The 20,508-nt window shown below is 56.3% G+C and carries 19 protein-coding genes; 9 read left to right on the forward strand and 10 right to left on the reverse strand.

Going from position 1 to position 20,508, the window contains the following annotated elements:
* Positions 1–117 precede the first annotated feature (117 nt).
* A protein-coding gene (locus ACIQ20_RS12135) for an IS630 family transposase (RefSeq protein WP_395780648.1) occupies positions 118–1,069 on the forward strand; the annotation gives its coding sequence in 2 pieces (ribosomal slippage) (positions 118–456 and positions 458–1,069; 951 coding nt in all).
* A 187-nt stretch (positions 1,070–1,256) separates the two neighbouring features.
* On the opposite strand, the gene ACIQ20_RS12140 is transcribed toward ACIQ20_RS12135, so the two are convergent.
* On the reverse strand, positions 1,257–2,810 hold the full coding sequence (locus ACIQ20_RS12140) for an acetyl-CoA acetyltransferase (RefSeq protein WP_395780650.1): 1,554 nt from the start codon (positions 2,808–2,810) through the stop codon (positions 1,257–1,259).
* Positions 2,811–3,064: 254 nt separating this feature from the next.
* Here ACIQ20_RS12140 and ACIQ20_RS12145 point away from each other — a divergent pair, with 254 nt between their 5' ends.
* From ACIQ20_RS12145 to ACIQ20_RS12165, 5 genes are all read left to right on the forward strand, one after another.
* Entirely contained in the window at positions 3,065–3,403 is a 339-nt protein-coding gene (locus ACIQ20_RS12145; RefSeq protein ID WP_085339145.1) for a P-II family nitrogen regulator, read from the forward strand.
* 65 nt (positions 3,404–3,468) lie between these two features.
* Positions 3,469–4,878, forward strand: coding sequence for a type I glutamate--ammonia ligase (gene glnA / locus ACIQ20_RS12150; protein WP_313588374.1), 1,410 nt, complete (start codon positions 3,469–3,471; stop codon positions 4,876–4,878).
* 349 nt (positions 4,879–5,227) lie between these two features.
* On the forward strand, positions 5,228–5,806 hold the full coding sequence (locus ACIQ20_RS12155; RefSeq protein ID WP_395780652.1) for a hypothetical protein: 579 nt from the start codon (positions 5,228–5,230) through the stop codon (positions 5,804–5,806).
* A gap of 142 nt (positions 5,807–5,948) precedes the next feature.
* Positions 5,949–6,749: an enoyl-CoA hydratase/isomerase gene (locus ACIQ20_RS12160; RefSeq protein ID WP_395780654.1), complete on the forward strand. Its 801-nt coding sequence runs from the start codon at positions 5,949–5,951 to the stop codon at positions 6,747–6,749.
* Between the two features lie 41 nt (positions 6,750–6,790).
* Positions 6,791–7,717 carry an AEC family transporter gene (locus ACIQ20_RS12165; protein WP_395780656.1) on the forward strand — a complete coding sequence of 309 codons (927 nt, stop codon included), beginning with the start codon at positions 6,791–6,793 and terminating at the stop codon, positions 7,715–7,717.
* Here the strand turns inward: ACIQ20_RS12165 and ACIQ20_RS12170 are convergent.
* From ACIQ20_RS12170 to ACIQ20_RS12190, 5 genes are all read right to left on the reverse strand, one after another.
* Positions 7,714–8,550: a YgfZ/GcvT domain-containing protein gene (locus tag ACIQ20_RS12170; RefSeq protein ID WP_395780658.1), complete on the reverse strand. Its 837-nt coding sequence runs from the start codon at positions 8,548–8,550 to the stop codon at positions 7,714–7,716. The two genes, ACIQ20_RS12165 and ACIQ20_RS12170, sit on opposite strands and share 4 nt — an antisense overlap.
* Positions 8,551–8,559: 9 nt before the next feature.
* Positions 8,560–9,552 carry a prolyl aminopeptidase gene (gene pip / locus ACIQ20_RS12175; protein ID WP_395780660.1) on the reverse strand — a complete coding sequence of 331 codons (993 nt, stop codon included), beginning with the start codon at positions 9,550–9,552 and terminating at the stop codon, positions 8,560–8,562.
* Between the two features lie 72 nt (positions 9,553–9,624).
* Complete coding sequence (locus ACIQ20_RS12180) at positions 9,625–10,629, reverse strand: alpha/beta fold hydrolase (RefSeq protein ID WP_395780662.1); 1,005 nt, start codon at positions 10,627–10,629, stop codon at positions 9,625–9,627.
* A complete protein-coding gene (locus tag ACIQ20_RS12185) occupies positions 10,616–10,999 on the reverse strand; it encodes a DUF423 domain-containing protein (protein WP_290818020.1) in 384 nt (127 codons plus the stop codon). Before ACIQ20_RS12185 ends, ACIQ20_RS12180 begins: the two co-directional genes overlap by 14 nt.
* Positions 10,996–11,409 (reverse strand): PaaI family thioesterase, encoded by a 414-nt coding sequence (locus ACIQ20_RS12190; protein ID WP_290818018.1) that lies wholly within the window; start codon positions 11,407–11,409, stop codon positions 10,996–10,998. Before ACIQ20_RS12190 ends, ACIQ20_RS12185 begins: the two co-directional genes overlap by 4 nt.
* 411 nt (positions 11,410–11,820) lie before the next feature.
* Between ACIQ20_RS12190 and ACIQ20_RS12195 the strand changes: the two genes are divergently transcribed.
* A complete protein-coding gene (locus tag ACIQ20_RS12195) occupies positions 11,821–12,300 on the forward strand; it encodes a hypothetical protein (protein WP_085339169.1) in 480 nt (159 codons plus the stop codon).
* Positions 12,301–12,375: 75 nt separating this feature from the next.
* Positions 12,376–15,096 carry a bifunctional lysylphosphatidylglycerol flippase/synthetase MprF gene (gene mprF, locus ACIQ20_RS12200; protein ID WP_395780666.1) on the forward strand — a complete coding sequence of 907 codons (2,721 nt, stop codon included), beginning with the start codon at positions 12,376–12,378 and terminating at the stop codon, positions 15,094–15,096.
* Here the strand turns inward: mprF and ACIQ20_RS12205 are convergent.
* Positions 15,093–16,280, reverse strand: a complete 1,188-nt coding sequence (locus ACIQ20_RS12205) for an NAD(P)/FAD-dependent oxidoreductase (protein ID WP_395780668.1) — start codon at positions 16,278–16,280, stop codon at positions 15,093–15,095. The genes mprF and ACIQ20_RS12205 overlap by 4 nt on opposite strands.
* A gap of 100 nt (positions 16,281–16,380) precedes the next feature.
* Here ACIQ20_RS12205 and ACIQ20_RS12210 point away from each other — a divergent pair, with 100 nt between their 5' ends.
* Complete coding sequence (locus tag ACIQ20_RS12210; RefSeq protein ID WP_290818007.1) at positions 16,381–17,466, forward strand: aldo/keto reductase; 1,086 nt, start codon at positions 16,381–16,383, stop codon at positions 17,464–17,466.
* A 5-nt stretch (positions 17,467–17,471) separates the two neighbouring features.
* Here the strand turns inward: ACIQ20_RS12210 and ACIQ20_RS12215 are convergent, their stop codons facing one another.
* The 3 genes from ACIQ20_RS12215 to ACIQ20_RS12225 form a co-directional block, all read right to left on the reverse strand.
* On the reverse strand, positions 17,472–18,707 hold the full coding sequence (locus ACIQ20_RS12215) for a DUF1566 domain-containing protein (protein WP_395780670.1): 1,236 nt from the start codon (positions 18,705–18,707) through the stop codon (positions 17,472–17,474).
* Positions 18,704–19,147, reverse strand: a complete 444-nt coding sequence (locus ACIQ20_RS12220; RefSeq protein ID WP_395780672.1) for a MarR family winged helix-turn-helix transcriptional regulator — start codon at positions 19,145–19,147, stop codon at positions 18,704–18,706. Before ACIQ20_RS12220 ends, ACIQ20_RS12215 begins: the two co-directional genes overlap by 4 nt.
* 222 nt (positions 19,148–19,369) lie before the next feature.
* On the reverse strand, positions 19,370–20,347 hold the full coding sequence (locus ACIQ20_RS12225) for an IS110 family transposase (RefSeq protein ID WP_395780674.1): 978 nt from the start codon (positions 20,345–20,347) through the stop codon (positions 19,370–19,372).
* Positions 20,348–20,508 lie beyond the last annotated feature (161 nt).

A 20,508-nucleotide genomic window follows, 5' to 3' on the forward strand; every position in this document is an offset into this window, starting at 1 on the left:
ATGCCACGGGTGAACTGAATGCCTTCTAGAGTCTGTCAGATGAAACTAGAATCTGAGGGATTCCCATAATATGCGGATTGTGATTCATGGTTGGTGCTGGGGTGGAGGCCAGCGTTCATGCCGAGACCTTTATCCCTTGATCTTCGTCAACGTGTCGCGAGTGTATTGAAAGAGGGTGAGACGGTTCGCGCGGTAGCGAAGCGTTTTGGCATTAGTGTTGCCAGTGCGGTGCGGATTGGTCAGTTGTCGCGTGCTGGCAAAGGGCTTGGTCCTGCTAAGATGGGCGGGGGACGCGCACCTATTTTGGAGGGAAGTCCAAAGGTCATTTTGGAAGCTCTCTTGGCAGAGAAGAACGATTGGACGGTGCGTGATCTGTCGGCTGCGCTCAAGGCGAAGCATATTGAAATTTCTTATGATTCTGTGTGGCGGTTTTTGCGCAAGCAAGGACTTAGCTTTAAAAAAAACGCTGATGGCCAGCGAGCAAGACCGCCCGAAAGTGGCGCGCCGTCGGGCACAGTGGAAAGCCCATCAGCATAAAATTGATCCTGGAAGGCTTGTTTTTGTTGATGAAACTTGGGTGAAGACCAACATGACGCGCATACGGGGATGGTCACCGCGCGGCCAACCCCTCCATGCCAAGGCACCTTTTGGCCATTGGAAAACACTGACCTTCATCGCAGGCCTCAGGAACGATCAGATCGTCGCCCCTTGGGTGTTAGACGGCCCAATCAATAGCGAGGCCTTCAACACGTGGATCATTGAGTGCCTTGTCCCGGTCCTCAAGCATGGCGATATTGTCGTCCTGGACAACCTCTCCAGCCACAAGAACAAAATCGCGCGCGATGCTGTTCGAAAAGTCGGTGCCAAGTTGTTCTTCCTGCCACCCTACAGCCCAGACTTAAACCCCATCGAGATGGTGTTCGCCAAACTCAAAGCACTCATGCGCAAAGCCGAAGAGCGCACCGTCGAAGCCTGCTGGAAGCGCGTCGGCGAAGTCCTCAAAGCCTTCTCGCCCAATGAGTGCTCAAACTACATTCGTCATGCCGGTTACGCTTCTAACTTCTCCTGACAGACTCTAGGTGCCCAAAAAGGAAATGGCCCCAATAGATTGCTCTATTGGGGCCGGAGGAAGTGCTCCGTGTGAAGCAATGGTGCACGTCAAACGCGAGGGACGGGATGGTCTGCCGTGCGCCACACCCCTGTTCTAGCGGGCCGTGATTGAACGCAAGCTGAACGAAATCGCGCCCTCAGTCAGATCACAGAAATTCTTCGGGCGTGAAGATATTGCGGTCCCCATCATGCACGACTTGGCCCTTGCGGCCCACGCTATCGCGGCGCTCCAGATCAGCCATAATGTCGGTATCGCCCTTAGGCGTATTGGCGACAAAACGACGACCCGCTTCATCGCGACCAATGACAATGCCCATCCGCATGCCTTCGCGGGCATGGATCACGGTGTAGGTCTCAATCGTAGCCGTCCCGGCGGGTGTCTCGGTCACCTCAGGCGCCGCCATCGCATCGATTTCACCTTGATAGGAACTCTTGGATGGCCGCGCCCAAGCGCCCGATGTCGGCTGGCTGGAGTAAATGCCAAAAGCGTGTTTGGTCAGGAACCAGCCATTAGCGTTGAGGAACCCATAAGCCTCAGGCTCCTTGTGGCAGCGATGGATCATTTCAACGATGCCGTGCATGGAATAATTGTTTCCGGGTCCACCAAAATAGGGCAAGCCGCCGGTTAGCGTCAGGCCGCGCGGATCATCGGTGGCGAGGCCCATTTCCTTGGCAGCAATCTCCACCGCCACAGGGAAACAGGAATAGAGATCAAAGAACGCCATATCGGCAACAGACTTGCCCGCCATGGCAAAGGCTTCGCGCACGCCGACCCGCATGGCAGGGCTAGAGTGGTAATCGACGCGGTCGAGCACATTCCACTTTTCAATGGTATCCGCACAGCCATGCAGGAACACCATCTGCGCATCGGGCACGCCCAAGGCCTTTGCGTGGGCGTAGCTGGACATCAGAACAGCAGCCGACTGGTCGACTTGGATGATGGCATTGAGGCGCTTGGGATAGGGAAAGCCAACCATGCGGTTGCTGGCGCTCGGCGTTACCAACGCTTCAGCTGTCTGGGATTGTGGGAACCAAGCATAGGGATTTTGCGCGGCTACGTCCGTGAAGGGCGCAAACAGGGCCCCCATGGCGGTGGAATGCGCCTCCAAGCTGCGACCCAAGCTTTTCCGATAAGCATTTTCAAACATGGGATAGACATTGGTCGGGAACTCAAGGCCGTGGCGGGCCTCGTAAGCCGTGCAGCCGTCCCGCCCATCGCCAAACATGGCCGGGGCCTCTTCATCGTCAATCTGATGCGCCTTCAGCGCGTCAAATTGGCCAGCTTGAACGAGCTTCATCATAGAGCCTAAAAACTCAGCGCCCGCTATCAAAACCAGCTTATTATCCCCCTTGGCGATCCGTTCAGCGGCTTCATTGACCAAGGCTTGGGGTGTATTGCCGCCGACATGGGTGTAGGTCTGCCACGAAGGGGCTGCCCCCAACGCCTTTGCCAGCGCCTTGGGTGGGTTTTTCGCTTTGGGGATCGGCATGCGGCTTAGGTTTCCGCCTGCATCAATCGTGAAACCGACCACGGCCAAACCGTCAATTTGGGCCAAAACCTCTTGGTTTAGGCCAGAATCGGCAATCGCCGCCTCTGCCGCGCGGGCGCATAGGCCAATGGGAGGCGGGCAAGCTTCAGGCGCGCCGCGATAGGTATATTGGCCGCCCCCAATCAGGACAGGTGTGTTTGGATTGATCAACTTGAGCTCCCTGTATCTATTCTTGTTTGTTCACGTTGCGACGCAGATAAGACCATTTTGCTGCCAAGTCGAGGCGCCCAAAATTTCATCAATGTGTGCCCAGACTCTAGGCAATGTGTGGCTGACAGCCTATAGCGGCAGGTGCCGAGGTCGCGCCCTTACTCCGAAGGGCCTATGCCCAACGCAGAACTCACGCACGGGTCCTTTTTGCCTTCCCCAAGGCGCTCGCGGCATCACACTAGCAGGCGGATTTTATGAAAAAGATCGAAGCGATTATCAAGCCTTTCAAGCTCGATGAAGTCAAAGAAGCGCTGCAAGACTTGGGTCTTCAAGGCATGACCGTGGTCGAGGCCAAGGGGTTTGGCCGTCAAAAGGGCCATACCGAACTCTATCGTGGCGCAGAATATGTCGTCGACTTCTTGCCAAAGCTGAAACTTGAAGTCGTCGTTGGTGACGATCAAGTTGACGCAGCCGTCGAGGCGATTACCAATGCCGCGCGCACCGGGCGTATCGGTGACGGAAAAATCTTTGTGTCCGACATCAGTCATGTCGTACGCATTCGAACCGGGGAATCTGGGATCAACGCTGTTTAAGCGTCCGCCCTCAGAAACTCTATTGACTGAACATACACCCTAACTGGCTTTTCAGGAGAGAACCGATGTCGAAGTTTGACAAGGTCATGCAGCAGATCAAGGACGATGAAGTCCAATATGTAGATTTTCGGTTCACCGATCCGCGCGGCAAGATGCAGCACGTGACTTTCGATGTCGACATGGTTGATATCGACCTGTTGGAAGAAGGCGTCGCGTTTGACGGGTCGTCAATCTCTGGCTGGAAGGCCATCAACGATTCCGACATGATCATGTTGCCAGATCCAGACAGCGTGACTTTGGACCCCTTCTATCAGCAAACCACCCTCGCCATCGTCTGCGACGTGGTCGTCCCTGGCACCTTGAAGCCATACAACCGTTGCCCACGCGGCATCGGCAAGCGCGCTGAATCCTATTTGCAGTCGAGCGGCGTGGGTGACACCGCCTATTTCGGCCCAGAAGCCGAATTCTTCGTGTTTGACGACGTGCGTTGGAACACCGATCCCAACAACACGGGCTACAGCTTCGACTCCACCGAACTGCCTTACAACACCGGAAAGGTCTATGAAGGCGGCAACATGGGTCATCGCCCCGGTCCAAAGGGCGGCTATTTCCCAGTTGGCCCAATCGACTCCGCACAAGACCTGCGCGGTGAAATGCTGCAAGTGATGAAGGAATTGGGCCTTGAGCCTGAGAAGCATCACCACGAAGTGGCCCCTGCTCAACATGAACTTGGCTTGAAGTTCCAAACGTTGACCAAAATGGCCGACTATATGAACCTCTACAAATATGTGATCCAGAATGTGGCGGCAGCTTACGGCAAGTCCGCAACCTTCATGCCTAAGCCTTATTTCAAGGACAATGGCAGCGGGATGCACGTGCACCAGTCGATCTGGAAAGGCGGCAAGCCTTTGTTCGCTGGCGACCAATATGCCGATCTGTCTGAGAACTGCCTGTATTACATTGGCGGCATCATTAAGCACGCCCGCGCGATCAACGCCTTCTCAAACTCCTCGACCAATTCTTACAAGCGTTTGGTCCCCGGCTATGAAGCTCCCGTCATGTTGGCCTATTCGGCCCGCAACCGCTCGGCTTCGATCCGCATTCCTTACACCACCTCGCCAAAGGCCAAGCGCTTGGAAGCACGCTTCCCAGACCCAATTGGCAACATGTATTTGACCTTCGCAGCCCTCTTGATGGCGGGCCTTGATGGGATCGAAAACAAGATTCACCCTGGCGACCCATTCGACAAGGACCTCTATTCCCTGCCACCAGAAGAGCTGGAAGGCGTGCCAACCGTGGCAAAGTCCTTGGACGAAGCCCTCGACTCTTTGAGCGCCGACCGCGACTTCTTGAAGAAGGGCGGCGTGTTCGATGACGACATGATCGACGCTTATATCGAACTAAAACGTGAAGAGTGTGAGCGTTTGAACATGCACCCACACCCTGTCGAATTCGACATGTATTACAAAATGTAAGCTGCTCCTCAGCTTATGCGAAAGGCCCGGCTCTGCCGGGCTTTTTTGTGCGCAGAATAGGCGCGCAACTTTGATCTAAACGGATCAAATCATCACTTAACTCATGGTTACCAACGTTTATTCAATTTTAATCATCACCCAGTTAAGTGTGAACAACGTTAGCCCACGCTTGGGATGACGAACAGACCGCCTTCTGAAGTGGAGGTCAGCCTAGTTTGTAGCTGCTGACCTTCGCTTCCTTTTTGTCCTTCCCGCCATTTTTGGTTTTGTAACCAGTTTCTGCCATCCTGACCTAGGTGGTCTGAGGCGCGGCTGTGTTGTCGCCTCTCGGTGATTGAGAGGGAGCCGAATGAGAAAGCGCATTCTTTTGGCCTTTGCCGCACTCGCGTTAGCGGGCTGCGCCTCCTCTGCGCCGCCTTCGAATATTGCCGATGCTTGCGCTATTCTCGATGAAAAGAGCCGCTGGGAAGACCATGTGTTTGATGCGGCACGTGACTGGCAGGTCTCTCCCGGAATCATCCTTGCCTTTATTCGCCAAGAGAGCAGCTTCCGCCGCGACGCGAGACCCAAGGACCGAAATGGTCGTTTGCTCTCCACTGCCTATGGCTATTCGCAAGCCTTAGACGGGACTTGGGCAGACTATGAAAAGGCGCGGGGGGGCGCAAAGCGCAAAAATTTCGGCGATTCAGCCGACTTCATTGGCTGGTATTTAGACCAAATTTCTCGTCGGACCGGCCTTGCAAAGTCAGACGCCCGCAATCTCTATTTGGCCTATCACGAAGGGCCCACAGGCTTTCAGCGTCGCACCTATAGCAATAAGGCTTGGCTGGGCGAGGTCGCGAGCCGCGTCAGCAGCCAAGCAGCGATCTATGATGGCCAACTTCGCCGCTGCGAAGCGCGCCAAATGCGCAAGCTGGCCAGCAATTAGTCGCGCCTCGGTTACACAGCCTTGCTAGGCGCGCAATTTTACATCGGTTGCCCTAAGGCGACCACCTTCCCTCTCCCACAAATCCAGACTAGGGTTTGACGATAAGGCTGCCGTAGAACAGCTTAAACTTTGGGAGATGACCATGACTGACGATACAAAAGTCCTCTATGAACTCGACGGCGACGTCGCCATCATTACCTTGCACGACCCAGCCACCATGAACGCTTGCGGCTTGGATATGGCGCAAGAGATGACGCGCGCCTTTGAACGCGCCGCAGCTGAAGCGCGGGCGGTCGTGCTGACCGGGACTGGCAAAGGCTTTTGTTCCGGCGCTAACTTGGGCTCAACTGCCTCCAACATGAGCGGCGCGCATGACCCCGAGCAAATGGATGCCGGGGCGGCGCTTGAAAGCATTTATAACCCCTTGGTGACTACGATCCGCGACTTGCCTGTGCCGGTAGTAACGGCGGTGAATGGTGCTGCGGCAGGCATTGGCTGTTCGTTCGCGCTTTTGGGCGACATCATTCTGGCTTCTGAAAACGCGTATTTCTTGCAAGCCTTCCGCCGGATTGGCTTGGTCCCTGATGGTGGCTCCACCTATATGTTGGCGCGCGCGGTTGGACGTGCCCGGGCGATGGAGATGATGCTGTTGGGCGAGAAGATTTTTGCGCCTCAAGCGCTCGAATGGGGGCTGATCAACCGCGTTACATCGCAAGACACGCTGTTAGATGAAGCAAAAGCCCTCGCCCACACACTGGCCAGTGGCCCAACCAAGACGCTGTCGATGATCCGCCAAGCCGCTTGGGCCAGCTTGGACAATGACTGGAAGTCGCAATTGGCGCTAGAGCGTGACTTGCAACGTGACGCGGGCCGGACCAAGGATTTCCGCATCGGCGTGATGGCTTTCTTGTCCAAGCAAGTGGCGCAATTCACAGGCCGCTAAAGCCGCGCCCGCAGCGCGCCATCACATCAGAGGACCCGCGCGTGGACGTCTTATGGATCACTTTGCCAATCTTTGGCCTGATCGCTCTTGGTTGGGCGGGGGCAAAGGCTGGCCTATTTGATGGCAATACCGCGTCGGGTCTGTCGCGCTTTGTCTTCTGGCTGGCTTTTCCGTCCCTCCTACTGACCTCCATGGCCAAAGCGCCTGTTCCGAATGCGGCACAAGGCTCAACCCTTCTGATGTGGGTGGCGGTTTTGGTTGCGGGACACCTACTGGCCCGGCTGGCCGGCATGGGGCTTGGACTATCCAAAACCAGTCAAGCCGGAGTGGGCTTTGCCTCATCCAGCGGCAACACGGCCTTTCTAGGCACCGCCATTCTGGCGAGCTTGTTCGGGCCAGAGGTCATGGCTATGGCAGCGGCCTTTGTCGCGTTAGAAAACATCCTTGTCGTCGGCCTAGGGGTGGCAGGGCTCTATCTGGCCAAGCCCGCGCCAGACGCCGCGGCAGCGCGCCGCGCGATGTTGGGTGGCTTGACCAATCCAGTCAGCATGGGGGCTTTCATCGGCTTTCTGATCGCCTTGACGGGCCTTCACATCCCTGCCGCCTTAATGCGCCCGCTTGATATGTTGGGCGCAGCAGCAAGCCCTGCAGGCCTCGTCGCGCTTGGCATTGTGATGGCGACAAGCTTGGGCGCAGTCCAAAGCCATTCGGGGCGCGATATCCGCCTTGTGGTATTGGTCAAGTGCATGGCCCTGCCCTTGATGATGGCTGCGGGCATGGCAGCCATCAACGCCCCGCGTGATCTTGCCATGGCCGCCACCATCCTTGCCGCCTGCCCCAGTGCCGTGAATGTATTCATCCAAGCCCAACAGGCAGAAGTCTGGGGCGACACGGCTGCACGCGCAGTCTTCCTGACCACCTGCGTGTCGATCGTCACGTTAAGTTTGGCGGCAAGCTTAGCAGTCTAAGCGGGCACTTCCATCCAGTTGGGCGGATCTAGCCTGATAGCCTTATCCCCTGCCCGCAATTCTTGACCTTCGTTTACGGCCTTTTGGGCTCGGTCGAAACGAATGAGGGCTAGCCCCTGCCCGGGGCCGCCGGTGCGTATGCGCCCGACCTCCCAACCGTCTGCCAGAATCGGCGTTTCAAACGCAGGCGCTGCGCCGTCAAAGCGCACCCGACATAGCTTGGTCTTGACCGTGGTGCGCCGCTTCATCCGGCTGGTCATTTCTTGGCCGACATAGCAGCCTTTATGGAAATCCACCCCACCCATTTCATCCATCAAGCCTTCAAGGATGAAGTCCTTTTCGACCAAAAGATCCGCCGCAAGGTCGGGCACGCCTAAGCTCAGCCGCGCTTGCTCATAGTCGCCAAACGCATCTTCCGCCTCACTCGGCAATTCAACGCGGGGCGCGATGAAACGCTGTGGTAGGTCAGGGTGTCGAGGGTCAGCATAACAAATTGTGCCAGCTGGCAAAGCCTCTGCGGACCAGACAGCACCCACCATATAAGCCTCGCTCTTGTTCTCAATCGTCACCTTTGACCGCAAGCGATAAAGGCTCAAGCGCTTGGCAAAGCTGGCCGGGTCAGACACATCGATCCAATAGGTCTCGGCCTCAGGGGCAAGAATGAATAGCTCAAACAAGAACTTGCCTTGCGGCGTTAACATGGCCGTATACACGCACGCCTCAGCGCCAGCGCCTGCAACATTGTGGGTTAAAAGACCATCCAGCAAGGTCGCCGCATCAGGGCCCGACACGCAAACTAGCCCGCGCTTTGGGAAAGAAACAAAATCAGCCATAGCCTACACTTAGGACTGATTGCGCCTTTGTTCAAACCCAATAGCCAAATCATCGGTAAAGCGCACCAAGGCATCCACAATCCCGGGCTCTAGGCTAGCATGGCCTGCATCGCCGATGATTTCCAGCTGGGCGTGTGGCAGAACCTTTTTCAACGCCCAAGCCGAGGATAAGGGCGTCAACACATCATAGCGGCCATGCGCAATCTGTATGGGAATGGTTTCTAGCACAGAGGCATGATCGAGAAGCCAGCTATCGGTTTCAAAGAAGCCCTTATTTACGAAATAATGGTTCTCGATCCGGGCAAACGCCTCGACAAATCGATCCTCTTCAAAGCGGCCCGGGCGGGCATCTGGACCCTTCATCGAGAGACAATCGCCTTCCCACCGCGCCCACGCCCGCGCCGCAAGAATGCGGGTGTCGCGATCCTCGCTAAATAGGCGCTTGTGGAATGCGCCCACGATATCGCCGCGCTCATCTTCTGGGATCACGCTAACATAATGGTCAAAAGCGTCTGGAAAGATATTGCTGGCCCCATATTGATAGAACCACGCGACCTCGGCTTGACTGATCAAAAAGATGCCCCGCAGCGTCAGGCTCAACACGCGGCCAGGGTGCTTGATCGCATAGGCCAGCGCCAAGGTTGAGCCCCAAGAGCCACCAAAAACCGCCCAAGCCTTAATCCCCAAATGCACGCGCAGCTTTTCAATATCGTCGACCAAGTCCCACGTCGTGTTTTCGCGGGTTTCAGCGTGGGGGGTGGAATTACCACAGCCACGTTGGTCAAACCCGATGATCCGCCATTTCTTGGGATGAAAGAAGCGCCGCATATCCGGGCTCATGCCCCCACCCGGGCCACCATGTAGACAGATAACGGGGATGCCCGCAGATGTGCCAGCCTCTTCAAAATAGAGGGTGTGCAAATCACTGACTGGCAGGTGGCCCGTCTGAAAAGGTTCAATCTGGGGATAGAGCGCTCGGCGGATAGAAGCGGAATCGGGCATAAATTTCCTTCGTGTACGCACGAGACTTAGAGCGGGCCGCACGGGGGTTCAAGGTGGGTAACAGCGTGGCGTTCAAGATGTGGGTTGGCTGCCAAATCGCTTGTGCATCCAGTCTGCAATAGCCGCATTGGTCTCGTCGGGCTTTTCCTGCTGGGTCCAATGACCACAGCCATGGATCAGCACCCGGTCGAGGTCAGGCACATATTTTTCCATCCCATCGGCGGCTGAAGGCGGCAACACCACATCATTTTCCGCCATAATCATCAGACTGGGCTGGACGACGAGGTCGGGAATATCGGCGCTATCGAGCCAATTGCGGGTGAAGTTGCGATACCAATTGATGCCACCGCGAAAACCAGTTCGGCTAAACGTATCGACATAGACCTGATGCTCTGCCGCGTTCAACAAAGGATAGGTGGCTTTGGACTTGTCAAAGTTCTGCAAGGCCAATTGAAACGCATGATTGCGCTTACCTTCGGGGCGGGCATCAAACTCCAACGGCGTCACGGCTGAGCGGCGCATGTAGAAGCGGAACGTCTTGTCGATATCTTCTTCCAGAATTGCTTCCATCGCGCCGGGCTTTTGGAAGAAGATGATGTAATGATCAGGGCCAAAGCGCTGCTCATAAAGGGCAATCGGATCAATCGGGGGGCGTTTCGTATAAGGCGTATTGACGCCAATGACGCCCGCTACCCGGTCGGGCCTACGGGTCGCCATCGCCCAGACGATCAGCCCGCCCCAATCATGCCCACAAAAGACGGCCTTTTCGATCCCTTTGGCATCAAGCAAAGCGGCCAGATCGCCAGTTAGCGTATCGAGATCATAGGCCTCAATCGCCTCGGGTGCCGAGGTTAGGCCATAGCCGCGCAAATCCGGGGCTATGGCGCGAATGCCTGCTTTGGGCAGCCCCACCACTTGATGCCGCCACGAAAACGCAAGCTCTGGATAGCCATGGCACAAAACCACAGGCGGCAGCTCCGATGGTGTGCCCGTATCCCAAACCGCCATCTCAATGCCATTGACGGGCAAAATCTCTGGGGCAAACAAGCCAAACTGGGCCCAATCAATCGGGTTCATGTAAGGTTTCCTTTCGGCTGAAACAGGCCCAGGCAAGACAAATCCATCCTGCAAGTAAACTAAGGCCACCCAAGGGTGCGGCCATGGCCACAGCGCGCGGTGCGCCCAAAGCTAAGGCATAGAGCGATCCGGCAAAGAGGATCATGCCAAGGCCAAACAGCGGGATCGCAAAGCGTGCCTTGGGATAGCCTTGGGTTTGGAGCCACACACAGACAAACAGCACCAAAGTGTGGGCCATATGTTGGCCACTGCCCGTCTCGACCCAAGCTTTGGCTTGCGGGCTTGTCAGGCCATGGGCCCCAAATGCCCCGATCGCCACCGCCAAAAAGCCCGAAAGGCAAATCAGGCCCAAAACTGTCTTCTGCTTCATGCGGACACCTTTTTGGGTGGAATGGCATAGGTAATCACGGCATGGGCAACCAAATCGGTTTCGCCATCAGACCTAATGCCCGCCTCCATCACTGCCATGGTCTTGCCCAGCTTCATCATGCGCACGTCGGCAATCAAATCCTTGGGCTTGGGTTTGCGCATGAATTGGATGGAGAGATTGGTTGTCACGGCCAAAGGCTCAAACCCAATGGCGGATAAAACCAATGCATAGGCTGCTGTATCGGCCAAAGCCATCATGGTCGGCCCGGATAAAGTGCCACCGGGCCGGATCTGATTGGGGCTAAAAGCGATGCGACAGCGCGCCGTTTCACCATCTGCTGCTTCGACCAATGGGGGCGTGCCACCGCTAAAGGCTTGGGCTAAAAACTGATTGATCTCATCTGGGCTCATCCCCTCACGCTAAAGGCTCACCCCAATCAGGTCCAGCCACTTCGCCCAGTGTGCTTGCCTGCCCGCTTCATGTGGGAGGCGGCGTAAATCATCATGGTGATTGAAAACATATTTTCGTCTAGACCCGCTTTGGTGAAGCGCGGCGATCACCAAGCCAGGTCTCAGTGAAAGAAAGCAAGCACCGCTTCAGTCCCTTCGGGACAGCTTCCCCGTAAACGGGGAAGCGGAATGGCCGAACCGCTGGCGCTTGCCGCTCACGCTCCAGCGGGAATAACAAGCTTGGGGCAGCCTTCAGCACCAAGAATGCAATCGCTCCACAGAGAAAAAACACCGGATGCTGTAATTTTTTTCCGTCCTAACGTCTCGTTTACCAACGCGATTCACACTGAGGCTAGAAATTAGGAGACGCTTGTGGCGCGTGCGGAAGAAAAACAATTAATTGAATCTGAAAGCCAAATGGCGCAACGGCGTGCACAGCGCGCCTCTTGGGCCTTGTTGCAGCGTGTCCATACGACGTTAGACTTGTCTTGCGCCCATGTGATCGAAGTGATGGCAACCGATGCTGGTGCCCATGTCGCGCTTCTCGCCCGCCAATTCCCCGGCGTGCATTTTGAATTGAGCCATGAGGCCACGCGTTGTGAAGAATCCATTCGCATCCTTTGGGCACCTGATGGCGTGACCACCTCTTTGTCGAAAGACCAATTGGCCAGCTATGATGCAGCCATTGTGACCCATGCACCCGAAGCCCTGCACGAGACCTTTGTGACCTTTGAAGGCTTTGCCCGCGTGGCTGGTGTGCGGGATTTTGCTGGTGGCCAAGCCTTGGCCATCTTTGGCAAGGGCCTGGCTCGCGACCTATTCCGGGCCAAAGTGCGCGACATAGCGGCTTAAGCACACCCAACTTACACCTTACCGTCACAGTAACTCGATTGTTTTGCCCGCCTAATGCGGGCAACATGCATTTCTGTGACTGAACCCAACCACGACCCTATTGAACAATTTGAGGAAGAAGAGGCCCGCACGGCAGCTTGGCGCACGATGCTGGGTGCTGTTTGGGGTCGCGCACGCGGCAGCCTTACCCATCCCCTGCTTACAGCCGCGATCAGCCTTGGCGTCTTTATCGTTGCGCTGATTTTCATCAATGAGGAGATGACGCGCCATAGTCCGCAGGATTTGAAGGTCGCTTTTGAAGCGGTTAATCCGTGGAGCTTGCTGGGTGCCGTCGCCTGTGTCGGCCTTGCCTATGCAGCCCTTACTTTCAATGATCGATTTGCTTTGACCATGCTGGGCAAAAGCCTGCCGCGCGCCCGCACCGCGCGCGCCAGCATCGCCGCCTATGCTTTGGCCAATAGCCTTGGCTATTCCTGGGTGACGGCGGGTACCGCGCGGCTGCGGCTTTACCGCAAATGGGGCTTACAGCCTGCCGAAATTGGCACCCTGTCGTTCCTGACAGGGTCTGCGGTTCAAGTGGGCGGTCTGACGGCGGCGGCCCTTGGCCTTTTATATGCCGCCCCCGAGATTGCGCTTCAAGGCCCGTTTCACGCCTTGGTTTGGTATAGTCTGGGTCTAGTCCTGTTGGTTCCAGGTGCCTTATGGCTGGTCTATGCGCGCTTTGGTGCGGCCCAATCCCGCATTGGCGAGGCCGTGATCTACCGACCCGAATTTGGCAAAGCCTTCACTCAACTTGCGATCACCGTATTGGAATGGATGTGTGCGGCGGGTGTGCTCTATTTCCTGCTGCCCGACCATGGTGGTTGGTCTTATCCTGCCTTTTTGGCCGTCTATGTGCTGGCAGGATTATTGGGGGCCCTATCGGGTACGCCCGGTGGCTTTGGGATTTTCGAAGCGGCGATTTTGACTTTAGCCCCCGTAACCCAGGATACGCCGGGCGCTGCGGTGGCACTGGTTGTCTATCGCTTGATCTATACCTTCATTCCTTTGGTGATCGGCACGATCATTTTGGGCCTCGACCATGCAGCCCCAGCAGCCAGGCCTGCCGCCAAAGCCGCACGGACCATGGGCACTAGTCTAGGTGCGCGCATCAGCGCCCGCCTCGGCATGACATTGGGGGAAGCCACCTTAGAGCTTTCGCCGCGCATCTTATCGACCTTGGTGTTTATGGCGGGCCTTGTCCTCTTAAGCTCGGTTGCCACGCCCGCGCTCTCAGCGCGTATGCAGGCGATTGATGCGTGGGATTTGCGGGCGATATCGGACCTCTCCCACTTTGCCGCCTCGATCGTCGGCGTGCTCCTCTTGCTGATCGCCGCTGGCCTGTGGCGCAAAGTGACGGCTGCTTGGGGCGGGGCGATTTTACTATTGAGTGGCGGGATCATTTTTTCCCTCGCCAAAGGCTTAGATTGGGAAGAGGCCACCATCCTCGCCATCGTACTGGGCTTGGCCCTGCCCTGTCGGGCCGCCTTCACCCGCAAATCCGCCCTTGGCCCCAATCTCTTATCGCCTGCTTGGATCGCAGCCCTTGCGGGTGCGGTTGCCGCAGCCGGATGGCTCAGCCTATTTGCCTATCAGAATGTGGAATTCCGGGCTGAGCTGTGGTGGGACTTTGTGCGCGACAATGACGCCGCGCGCAGTCTCAGGGCCTTGACTGCAGCATGTGTCATGACCTTGTTTGTCGCTGCTTGGGCGCTGTTTACGCCGTGGCGTGCCAGCCTAAAGCGCGCGTCAGACCCGGCAGATATGGCCCGTGCGCAAGCAATTTTGGAGCGGGCTGAAAATCCCCGCGCCGACGCCAATTTGGCTTTTTTGGGCGATAAGCTCTTTTTGTTTTCCGAAAGCGGCGAGAGCTTTGTGATGTATCGCGCGCGCGGCAATCGCTGGATCATTTATGGCGATCCCATTGGCCTTACGAGCGAGCGGCAAGCCTTGCTTCGACAGGTGCGCGATGCAGCCGATCAAGCCGGTGCGCGACCCATTTACTATACCGTCTCGCGCGAGTTGGTGCCTGATTTTGCCGAGAGCGGCTATGTCGTCCGCAAGATTGGCGAGACCGCCATTGTTGATCTGGAGACCTTCACTCTGATCGGCAAGGACGCGCAGAACCTGCGCACGTCGCGCAATAAAATGGCGCGCGAAGATGTGCGCTTTTTCTTTAGTCCGGCTTCAGAGACTTCGGGCCTTTTGGATGAAATGGAGCCCATCTCGCGGGCATGGCTGCGCGCCCATCATGGCGGGGAAAAAACCTTCTCGCTCGGCACCTTTGACCGCACCTATCTAAGCCGCTTCCCAACCGCTTATGTGCGCGACAAGACAGGCGCGATGATTGCCTTTGCAAGCCTGTGGACTACACCCGATGGCGCAGAAATTGCGATTGATCTGATGCGCCACAGCCCCAGCGCGCCGCATGGGGTGATGGATTATTTGTTTGTGGAAATCGCCCTCTGGGCCAAAGAGCAGAATTATCGCCGCTTTGATTTGGCCATGGCCCCCTTATCTGGCCTTTCTGACCTTAAGGGCGCGCCCTTCCTCGTCCGGCTTGGGGCGATTGTGTTTGAAGAGGGCGAGGAAGTTTATGGCTTCCGGGGGCTTCGTCGCTTTAAGGACAAGTTCAATCCCACTTGGAAGCCGCTCTATCTCTGCGCGCCACCAGATGTGATGTTGCCAGCGGCCCTTCTTGATGTGGCAGCCCTGACCAGCGGTGGCCTGCGCGCCATGTTGAAGGGCAGTGGTTAGACCGCCTCGCCAGCTGCCACCCCACTCGACCACGCCCATTGGAAATTATAGCCGCCAAGCCAACCCGTGACGTCGACCGCTTCTCCGATGAAATAAAGGCCCGGGACAGCTTTAACTTCCATCGTCTTTTGATTGAGGGCGGCGGTATCAATCCCGCCCTTGGTCACTTCGGCTTTGGCATAGCCCTCATCACCCACCGGCGTCAGGTCCCAATGGTGCAGGGTCTCTGACAAGCTTCGCAGCTGTGCGTCTTTTAAGTCTGCCATGGGTCGGTCCAGCCCCGCTTTTTCGGCCAAGGCATGGGCCAGGCGCTGAGGTAAACGTTCGGCCAAAATGGTGGCGGCTTGGGCACGTGGGCGGGTGGTCTTGGCCTCGATCAGCCACTGATCGGCTTTGATATCGGGTAAGAGGTTGAGATAAATGCTCTCGCCCTTATTCCAATAAGAACTGATCTGCAGGATGGCAGGCCCTGATAGGCCACGATGGGTGAAGACCATGCCTTCGCGAAAAGCTGTCTTGCCTTTGGCTGCTATCCCTTCAAGCGACACACCTGCCAAGGGCCGCATCAATTCAATATCCTTGATCCCAAATACCAAAGGCACAAGCGCAGGCTTGGGCTCTATTACGGCCACCTCAAACTGGCGGGCAATCTCATAAGCAAAGCCCGTTGCGCCGAGTTTCGGGATAGACGGGCCGCCCGTGGCGATGATGAGACTGGGCGCGAGTGCCCGACCCACTTGGGTGGTGACGACATAGGTCTCCCCCGACCGCGCCACGTCTTGGACCTGCACATCGGTTGCAATTGTGACCCGGCCCTTGGTGCATTCAGCCAGCAACATATCGACAATGAGGCGCGCCGCCCCTGCCCCTTCGCAGAATAATTGCCCCAAGGTCTTTTCATAAAAGGGAATATGATAGGCTTGAACAAGCTCGATGAAATCATATTGGGTGTAACGGGCAAGCGCCGAGCGGGCAAAATGGGGATTAGCCGAGATAAAGCGGTCGGGCTTAATCTCCATATTGGTGAAATTACATCGCCCACCGCCTGAAATCAGGATTTTGGCCCCCACATTCTCGGTATGCTCTAATAATAGGACCTTGCGGCCACGCTGGCCCGCGCGTGCCGCCGCCATCAAGCCCGCCGCCCCTGCCCCAAGAATGATGACATCATAGTGTTCACGCATGCTGCGCACTTAAGCCGAAGTTCAATTTAGAGATAGCCAAGGACGCAGCAGCAGGTGTAGCCTTGGGCTAACCATATCAAAAAAATCTTGGGAGCACGCAATGAAATATAAGACCTTGGGCCGGACCGGCCTTGTTGTTTCTGAAATCTGCCTCGGCACCATGACCTTCGGCGGGGATGGATTTTGGACCGTGATTGGCGGCCAAGATCAGGAGGTTGCTAGCAGTCTCGTACGCCAAGCCTTTGATGCAGGCGTGAATTTCTTCGACACCGCCGACGTCTATGCCAATGGCCTGTCAGAGCAGATGTTGGGCCATGCCATTCGCGAGAAGGGCCTGCGGCGTGACGAAATTGTCATTGCCACCAAAGCCCATGGCCGCGTGCAGGACCTTTTGCCGCCTGACGCCAGCCCCCATGCGCAAGCTGAAGCGACCCGCCGCCAAACCGCACGCAATATCTCTGGCCTCTCACGCAAGCATTTGTTTGACGCCATAGATGCAAGCTTAAAGCGCCTCAATATGGATCATGTCGATCTCTATCAAATCCACGGCTACGACCCCCTCACCTCGCTGGATGAAGTGATGGACACGTTGAACGACATCGTGCGCTCTGGCCGGGTGCGCTATATCGGCTTGTGCAACCGCGCCGCGTGGGAAACTGCCAAAGCCAATGGCATTGCCGAGCGGAAGAATTATGCCCGCTTTGACTCCATGCAAATGTATTACACTTTGGCCTCGCGCGACCTCGAACGCGAAGTCGTGCCCCTGGCGCAAAGCGAAGGCCTTGCCATCTTGCCATGGAGTCCACTCGCTGGCGGCCTTTTGTCCGGCAAGTTCAAGCGCGATCAAGCAGGGCCCAACAATGCCCGCCGCGCCAGCTTTGACTTCCCGCCCGTCAATAAGGACCGGGTTTATGATTGCGTCGAAGCGATGGAGCCGATTGCCGCCGCCCATGGCGTCAGCGTCGCACAAATTGCACTTGCTTGGCTCTTGCACCGCCCTTGGGTGACCAGTGTCATTATCGGGGCCAAGACCGACGACCAATTGACCGATAATCTCAAAGCCGTGGACGTGAAACTGACCGCTGAAGACCTTGCTGTTTTGGACAAAGTCTCTGCCCTGCCATCGGAATATCCCGGCTGGATGTTCCCCGTTCAAGGCCGCGACCGAGCGGGGTCTGTGGGGTAAGAACTTTACCGAAGATCGCGGACACACAGCACATAATTGTGCCCGCGAATATCATCGCCCTGTGGGCCAAAACCCTCAGGAAAGCTGCCAGGTGAGGCGGTTTTCGGGTCACTGCGCATGGCCCCAGCGCCATGCACATCGAGCCAGCGCCTTTGGCCAGAGCCAGGGGGAACTTCCATAAATCCTTGCGCCTTGCCAATTGCGGCATAAACGGCGAGTTCTCCCGTTTGGCTAAACGCGCGCCCCTGTTCTTGCGCGGGAGGGGGGCCTTCCAAATGGGTTGTCGAGGACCAGAGATAGGCAGTTTGATCGCTGAGTTGAAACAGCGGATCAATGGCAGGTATGCGGTTGTAATCCACCAAAGAATGTAATTCCTTGGCATGGGGCAACCGCCAATCTGAATAGCCGGCCAAGCTTAGATGCGTGCAATAGGAAAGCGCCGCCGACCAAGACTTTGCGGTCCCATCGTTTTTGCGCTGCCACATCAGGCCAGTCGCGTGATCTTCAACAACATCTGGGCGCGCCTTAAAAGCATTTTGGCCATAGGGATTTCCACGCACCAAGCGGACCGCCAAACGATTAGGCGTTTGCATCCGGTTGGCTGGATCCATCACAGGATAGCCCTTAATCCGACCATCTGCGAAGTTTACGCCAAACACAGTATCATCTCGGCCCATTGTCTTACCAACATAGGGTGTGGCGCTCCACTCCTGCACGTCGATAGGTCGCCGACCATGGGCGGCATCGCCGAGGCCCTTGCCATCCCCATAAGCAAAGTCAAAGTATTTGGTATCAACATAGGGGCGCGATGTTGCCGGATCGCCGGTATAGCCACCACGATAATCAATCAAGGAGTAGAGTTCTTTGATTGTGGGAACGCGCCAGTCATCATAACCGCCCAAACGGCTGGCACGGGCATAAGAAGCTAACTCCTTAAAGGTCATGGGTGCACTGGGTGTTTTGGCCCACATCAAGCCCGTTACCTCATCCACAACAAGATTATTGGCCTCGACCCTGTAGGAAGCTGCCTTACCTGGATGCTGCGCATTCTGCCCCGAAAGCGGCAGGCCAGGAGCCGGACACGGCAAAACAGGTCCGGCAACATCGTAACAGCGATCTTGGCCCGTGCTGACAATCTGATAATTGCCTGCCGCCCGTGGTACGCCAGCCGATGCCGGAACTTGCAACAAGCATAGAACCAGCAAACCTAGACCAAGCCGAAACTTTGCCAATGGGCTCATGGGTGGTCTCCTTTAAGGTAATGGGGCGGCTTTCCGCCTAAGGCGTCGCGCAAAAGACAAGCTGCTCGACTAAAGGCCTCGGCCTCTGCAGCACCAAAGCTCTGGCGGATGAAGCCATCGACCGATAGCCAAGCCCGCTCAATCTTAGGCAAAAGCGCCAGGCCTGCTGGCGTCAAAGCAATGGAGGTCTGCTTATCGCCAGCCTTACTATGTCGATTGACCAGCCCGTCTCGCTCCAACCGCGTGAGCATCACCGTCATGGTGGGTGGTGCCAAATCAAAAGCCTGGGCCAGTTGCACCTGTTTGATAGGCCCAAATTCAGCAATCGCCAACAGCACGCGCGCCTGCCGTGGTTGTAGCCCCGTCTCAGCCAAAGCGTCGCGCAAATGGGCTTCAATCAAATGTGCGGCATGAAGGATCGGATGAAATAGAATTTCCATCCGTACAAAATATTAGATATCTAATTTCTGTCAAGCATCCTTGGTTCGATCCGATGCGCAAAGAGGCACATGCAGTCCTGTGACTGACAATTGATAGCGCTTTGCCGCGTGACGTGATGCACACACGCGACGCTGCCTCTGGGGTAAAGGACGGTTCAAGTGACCCAATCAAGGCCGCGACCGAGAGGGGTCTGTGGGGTAAGGTCAAAAACTTGAATGTCATCAAGTCAGTTCAGCATGTGAGATGTGGACTGGTTTGAGGACAGCATTTGCGATGGTTACGAGTTTTCGGGCTACGGCGGCGAGAGCGAGTTTTTTTGGTTTTTTGTTGCTGAGAAGGTTTTGGTAGAAGTGTTTTAAGTCTGGGTGGCAGCGTGATGCGGTCAGTGCGGCCATGAACAGGGTACGTCTGATGAGATCGCGTCCACCGGTCATGGGATATTTCTTGAAGCTGTTGCCTGACTGAGCTGGATGGGGGGCAAGGCCGGCAAGACAGGCGATTTGCTTGCGCGTTGCATGACCGAGTTCGGGCAGCATAGCGATGAGGGTATGGGCGCTGACTGGGCCGATGCCTTTGATGGCGCGCAGGCGCTTTTCTTGAGCTTTGATCGTTGCATCGGACTTCATAAGGTCAGCTATCTGTTGCTCGATCTTATCGATTTGGGTGTTGATAAAGCTGATTTCAGCGTTGAGGAAGTCAGCAATATGGTGGCTATTGGGGGCCTTGCTGCGGTTGGTGGCCATTGTACGTTGATCCATGAGCGCTTGGCGATGCTTGACAAGGGATTGAAGTTCTTCTCGTTTTGGGTCCGGCGGCGTCCAATTTTGAAGGGAGTGGAACCGGTCTTGACCATAGAGTGCGAGACCATAAGCGTCGATTGCATCGGTCTTTGCTCGAACCCCATGGGAGGTAATGAAGGCCTTCACCCTGGCACCATCAGCCCTATGAATGGGGATTGAGAGCTTGGTAGCAGCTTCTAGAAGTTGGCGTTCATAGCCTCCGGTGACTTCACACACGATCAAATCAATCTGGCCGAGATTGATCAGAGCCTTTGTAATATCAGCGGCTTTGTTGGGTATGGTTTTAACGCCAGCGCAGACCGGGCGGCCGTCTTGTAATTGTTTAAGCACGATGCTGGCTTTTGCGACGTCCGCACCAATGATGATGCGGCTCTCGACTTTTTCTTTGTTCTGGATCATGTTTGCCTCGCTTTGGATTGTCTGCGGGCTTAGCCAAAAACTAGCCCAATCAAGTCAACAAGCTGTTCAAAGCTGGTGACGCTGGCAGACCTCGATGACAACGGGCCTCAAAACCCGATCCCCGCACGGTCGTACCAACGTCGGCAATTTGGTGGGCGGCC

Source organism: Aquidulcibacter sp., assembly GCF_044346625.1.
GTDB lineage: Bacteria > Pseudomonadota > Alphaproteobacteria > Caulobacterales > Aquidulcibacteraceae > Aquidulcibacter.

Coding starts and splice junctions, on each gene's coding strand:
- ACIQ20_RS12205 (WP_395780668.1), bottom strand. CDS start 16,280: ATGCGTGAACACTATGATGTCATCATTCTTGGGGCAGGGGCGGCGGGC.
- ACIQ20_RS12185 (WP_290818020.1), bottom strand. CDS start 10,999: ATGAAGCAGAAGACAGTTTTGGGCCTGATTTGCCTTTCGGGCTTTTTG.
- ACIQ20_RS12170 (WP_395780658.1), bottom strand. CDS start 8,550: ATGGCTGATTTTGTTTCTTTCCCAAAGCGCGGGCTAGTTTGCGTGTCG.
- ACIQ20_RS12215 (WP_395780670.1), bottom strand. CDS start 18,707: ATGAGCCCATTGGCAAAGTTTCGGCTTGGTCTAGGTTTGCTGGTTCTA.
- glnA (WP_313588374.1), top strand. CDS start 3,469: ATGTCGAAGTTTGACAAGGTCATGCAGCAGATCAAGGACGATGAAGTC.
- ACIQ20_RS12220 (WP_395780672.1), bottom strand. CDS start 19,147: ATGGAAATTCTATTTCATCCGATCCTTCATGCCGCACATTTGATTGAA.
- ACIQ20_RS12160 (WP_395780654.1), top strand. CDS start 5,949: ATGACTGACGATACAAAAGTCCTCTATGAACTCGACGGCGACGTCGCC.
- ACIQ20_RS12145 (WP_085339145.1), top strand. CDS start 3,065: ATGAAAAAGATCGAAGCGATTATCAAGCCTTTCAAGCTCGATGAAGTC.
- ACIQ20_RS12180 (WP_395780662.1), bottom strand. CDS start 10,629: ATGAACCCGATTGATTGGGCCCAGTTTGGCTTGTTTGCCCCAGAGATT.
- ACIQ20_RS12155 (WP_395780652.1), top strand. CDS start 5,228: ATGAGAAAGCGCATTCTTTTGGCCTTTGCCGCACTCGCGTTAGCGGGC.
- pip (WP_395780660.1), bottom strand. CDS start 9,552: ATGCCCGATTCCGCTTCTATCCGCCGAGCGCTCTATCCCCAGATTGAA.
- ACIQ20_RS12190 (WP_290818018.1), bottom strand. CDS start 11,409: ATGAGCCCAGATGAGATCAATCAGTTTTTAGCCCAAGCCTTTAGCGGT.
- ACIQ20_RS12225 (WP_395780674.1), bottom strand. CDS start 20,347: ATGATCCAGAACAAAGAAAAAGTCGAGAGCCGCATCATCATTGGTGCG.
- ACIQ20_RS12210 (WP_290818007.1), top strand. CDS start 16,381: ATGAAATATAAGACCTTGGGCCGGACCGGCCTTGTTGTTTCTGAAATC.